We start from the raw sequence: 3,787 nt of genomic DNA, 5'->3' as shown, positions 1-3,787 counted from the left end.
CGAAAACCACATTGGTCTAACCACCAGTAGAAAAGAAATAGCTGCCTAAACACTAGGTAGCCCCACTACGTGTCCACGATTTGCGGGCAACCCCAAAGGCATGTTAGAGTTTGGGGCATGTCGAGTCCCGAATCAGACAGGTCAGGGGTTGTCGGTCACACCGCCAGCCCCTTGAACCACTAGTTACGACGCCCACGATCTGTGTGGGCGTATGTCTGGCGTACCCGGGGCGCTGGCCGTGGTGACAAGAAGAACCATTTCTTGATCTCACACCTCGGAGTACTCGATGCCTTTTGCCCTTTACATGCTTGCCCTGGCGGTCTTCGTCATGGGCACTTCAGAATTCATGCTCGCGGGATTGCTCCCCGCGATCGCGACCGAACTTGACGTCTCGGTCGGCACTGCGGGCCTGCTGACCTCCGCATTCGCAGTCGGTATGGTCGTCGGCGCGCCAGTGATGGCGGCATTCGCTCGCCGTTGGCCACCGCGGCTCACATTGATCGTTTGCCTTCTCGTGTTCGCGGGAAGCCACGTCATCGGAGCGATGACACCAGTGTTCTCTCTCCTGCTCATCACCCGGGTGCTCAGCGCTCTCGCAAACGCAGGATTCCTCGCCGTAGCACTGAGCACGGCCACTACCCTCGTGCCAGCGAACCAGAAGGGGCGTGCACTGTCGATCCTGCTCTCCGGCACGACGATCGCAACCGTCGTGGGCGTCCCCGCCGGGGCACTGCTCGGCACAGCGCTGGGCTGGCGAACGACGTTCTGGGCGATCGCCATCCTCTGTATTCCCGCGGCCGTTGGAGTCATTCGTGGCGTCACGAACAATGTTGGTCGGAGCGAGACTAGCGCGACCTCACCAAGGCTCCGTGTCGAGCTCAGCCAGTTGGCGACGCCGCGGCTCATCCTGGCCATGGCACTCGGAGCGCTGATCAACGGAGGGACCTTTGCGGCATTCACCTTCCTGGCACCCATCGTGACCGAGACCGCGGGCTTGGCCGAAGCGTGGGTGTCCGTCGCGCTGGTGATGTTCGGCATCGGATCGTTCCTTGGCGTCACGATCGCAGGACGACTATCAGATCAACGACCTGGCCTCGTGCTCGCAGTCGGCGGACCGCTATTGCTGACAGGCTGGATCGTGTTGGCAGTGGTCGCATCTCATCCCGTTGCGCTTATCGTCCTCGTCCTCGTTCAGGGATTCCTGTCGTTCGGCGTCGGCAGTACTCTGATCACGCGTGTGCTGTATGCAGCATCGGGTGCGCCAACGATGGGCGGTTCGTACGCAACCGCAGCATTGAATATCGGAGCTGCAGCGGGGCCCGTGCTTGGTGCGCTCGGGCTCGCGACCGGGCTGGGGCTGCTCGCGCCGGTTTGGGTCGCTTCGGTGCTGACAGCGATCGCTCTCGTCATCATGCTTCTCACCAGACGCGCGCTTACGAAGACCGCGGCGGAGGCCAATTGATGACCCATCCGAACGCTCTTCTCACTCCTCGTGCCCGTCTCCGGTTAGCTCGGCTGATTGTCGAAGACGGCTATCCGGCCACGATCGCCGCAAAGATGGGGTCGTTTGCGGGAGAGGGCGAAATCCTACGCTAAGGCTTTGGCCAACGATATTCTCCGGTAAGATTGATGTGTTCCCAGGGGATAGGAGAAGTCGCTTGATATCTAGTATGACGTCTGTCGCACCTGCTTGATCGCGGCCGCGATAGCTAGATCGCGTTGCTCCTCTTCTCCATCCGCGTTCCAAGCTGCGGAAAGGCACCCATAAGCGTACGCCTGGTCGAGCAGGCGACGCGGATCGACGTCCAGCGCACGAGAGAATGCGTCCGCCATCTGTGCAATGCGTCTAGGATCGAGACAAAGGTCGTCTCTGTCAGCCGGATCGTAGAACATATTGGCGGCGCCAAAGCCCACTTCACCGACCAGACCGACGGGATCTATCACCAGCCAGCCGCGACTGGAGAACATGATGTTTTCATGATGCAGATCGCCATGTAGCCCACGCAGTTCCGAGGCATTGCTCATCATTTGATCGGCTATAATCGCCGCGTGGACGTAGTCAGTTTGACAACCTGCGTTTTGATCATCGCGCGCCCGCTGAAACAAAGCTGCAAAGCGATCCCGGATCGGGAGAAGGGCAGAAGGCAGGGGTTCCTCAGATGCGGCATACAGCTTCGCCATTAGTTCCGCTGCAATTTCGGTCGCCTGGTAGTCGCCGTGCTCGGCAACGATGTGAGAGAGCATTCGCTCCCCGGCATATTCGAGCAACATCAGATTGTTCTCACGACCGAGCAACCGGACTGCTCCCCTCCCATTGCGCCATACCAGATAGTCGGCCCCGCGCAGTTCATCAGCAATGTCTTCTATAGGTTTCAATCCCTTGACGATTGCAGGAGTCCCGTCTGGCAATGAAACTTTCCAAACGAGGCTGGAAAAGGTGTCCGCAATGAGAACAGGTTGCGAAACGTGCCAATGAGCAGGAAAAACAGGCGGCATGAACATCAACCCCAAGTCAGAGGGTCCAATCGCAGATAGAAGGCAAGGCGTTCGCGGTCGGGGGCTTCGATCCCCAATACATTGAATAGGACAGCGAAGGCGCGCTCTGCTTCATCTGGCGCTGCCCAGTTCTCTTCGGCGTTAGCAATCATGAGTGCCAAATCGGCATAGCGATCTGCTGTTCCGAGCCGCCCAAGGTCGATCAGACCCGTGCATTGAAGAGTTTTAGGGTCCACCATGAAGTTCGGCATGCAGGGATCACCATGGCAAACAACCATATCGGTGCGCTCTTGGTCGAGCCGCACCGGTAGCTCTCGTTCGACACGAGCCAAAAGATCGAGCTGCGGCGTACTCTTGTCCTCGTCCGGTAAGAAGTCGGGATTGACGGCATTGCGGGACACCACATCAACGGCGCGTCCGAACATTCGCGACAGCCTGCGCTCAAACGGACATTGATCAACCGATAGGCTGTGAACAGCGCCAAGTTGCTGCCCCATTGACGGCCACGCTTTGAGCAAATCCGCTCCAGACAGATCAGCCGCCGGTACTCCCGGAATTGCCGTTATCACCAAGCATGCACCCTCCTGTTCCTCCTGCCAGTTGATCACCTCGGGGCAAGCCACACCTCGACCTTTGAGCCAAATGAGGCGGTCACGCTCTCCAGCGAGCTCACCGCGGCGGGAAGCAGGTGCGATTTTCGCGAAGGCATGCCCGTCACCACGTCGAAAAACAAAATCACCAGATTCTCCGCCTCTGACAGGCAACCAGTCAGAATGCGATTCACCAAAAAAAATATTAGTTCGATTCAATGGAGGTTCCTTCAGTTTTCTGATGAAGCGCGGAGGTGGCTCAACCTGCGAAAAGAAACGAGTTGCTACGTAAGTCCGAGAACATGCTTTCCATGGTCTCTGAGCTCGCCTTTGGGACCGACATATCGGTAGAGAGTGACGCGCTCGATGCCGAGTTCCTTGCAGAGATCGGAAACTGAAGTATCGCGCTGGGCCATGGCGGCTTGCGCGAGACGCACCTGAGCTTTGGTGAGCGCGAATTTTCGTCCGCCCTTGCGACCGCGCGCTCTCGCGGAGGCGAGACCCGCCATGGTGCGCTCTCGGATCAGATCCCGCTCGAACTCGGCCAAGGTGGCGAAGATTCCGAACACCATGCGACCGGACGCAGTCGTGGTGTCGATCTGAGCGGGCACTGTTGCAAAGTTAGCGATGAGGCAGCCTTTTGTCTTATTCAAAGGCCTTACATTTCAAAAACTCTGCTTACCAGGCGCATTTCGCCCAGG

5 protein-coding genes and 1 pseudogene are annotated in these 3,787 nt (G+C 58.4%); 3 read left to right on the top strand and 3 right to left on the bottom strand.

The window, feature by feature from the left end:
- Positions 1-211: 211 nt before the first annotated feature.
- From AB1Z34_RS11085 to AB1Z34_RS11075, 3 genes and pseudogenes are all read left to right on the top strand, one after another.
- The gene (locus AB1Z34_RS11085) at positions 212-265 is read left to right on the top strand and encodes a chloramphenicol resistance leader peptide (protein ID WP_011113070.1); all 54 of its coding nucleotides are present in this window, start codon (positions 212-214) and stop codon (positions 263-265) included.
- A gap of 21 nt (positions 266-286) precedes the next feature.
- Positions 287-1,462 carry a chloramphenicol efflux MFS transporter Cmx gene (gene cmx, locus AB1Z34_RS11080; RefSeq protein WP_005297378.1) on the top strand — a complete coding sequence of 392 codons (1,176 nt, stop codon included), beginning with the start codon at positions 287-289 and terminating at the stop codon, positions 1,460-1,462.
- A pseudogene (locus tag AB1Z34_RS11075) lies at positions 1,462-1,560 on the top strand (IS481 family transposase); the annotation flags it as partial. The gene cmx and the pseudogene AB1Z34_RS11075, both read left to right, overlap by 1 nt.
- Before the next feature lie 105 nt (positions 1,561-1,665).
- Here the strand turns inward: AB1Z34_RS11075 and AB1Z34_RS11070 are convergent.
- From AB1Z34_RS11070 to AB1Z34_RS11060, 3 genes are all read right to left on the bottom strand, one after another.
- Positions 1,666-2,502: an aminoglycoside O-phosphotransferase APH(6)-Id gene (locus AB1Z34_RS11070; protein ID WP_000480968.1), complete on the bottom strand. Its 837-nt coding sequence runs from the start codon at positions 2,500-2,502 to the stop codon at positions 1,666-1,668.
- Positions 2,502-3,305 (bottom strand): aminoglycoside O-phosphotransferase APH(3'')-Ib, encoded by an 804-nt coding sequence (aph(3'')-Ib, locus tag AB1Z34_RS11065; protein ID WP_001082319.1) that lies wholly within the window; start codon positions 3,303-3,305, stop codon positions 2,502-2,504. Before aph(3'')-Ib ends, AB1Z34_RS11070 begins: the two co-directional genes overlap by 1 nt.
- Positions 3,306-3,370: 65 nt before the next feature.
- Positions 3,371-3,739 carry a recombinase family protein gene (locus tag AB1Z34_RS11060; protein WP_012360778.1) on the bottom strand — a complete coding sequence of 123 codons (369 nt, stop codon included), beginning with the start codon at positions 3,737-3,739 and terminating at the stop codon, positions 3,371-3,373.
- Positions 3,740-3,787 lie beyond the last annotated feature (48 nt).

The sequence above is a fragment of the Corynebacterium sp. 045007 genome, from assembly GCF_040743205.1.
In the GTDB taxonomy this organism is placed as follows: Bacteria; Actinomycetota; Actinomycetes; order Mycobacteriales; family Mycobacteriaceae; genus Corynebacterium; species Corynebacterium jeikeium_D.
This window is presented reverse-complemented; position numbering and strand designations above follow the sequence as displayed.

Bases quoted from the DNA above. Each gene is read 5' to 3' on its own strand.
- cmx (WP_005297378.1), top strand. From the start codon at position 287: ATGCCTTTTGCCCTTTACATGCTTGCCCTGGCGGTCTTCGTCATGGGC.
- AB1Z34_RS11070 (WP_000480968.1), bottom strand. From the start codon at position 2,502: ATGTTCATGCCGCCTGTTTTTCCTGCTCATTGGCACGTTTCGCAACCT.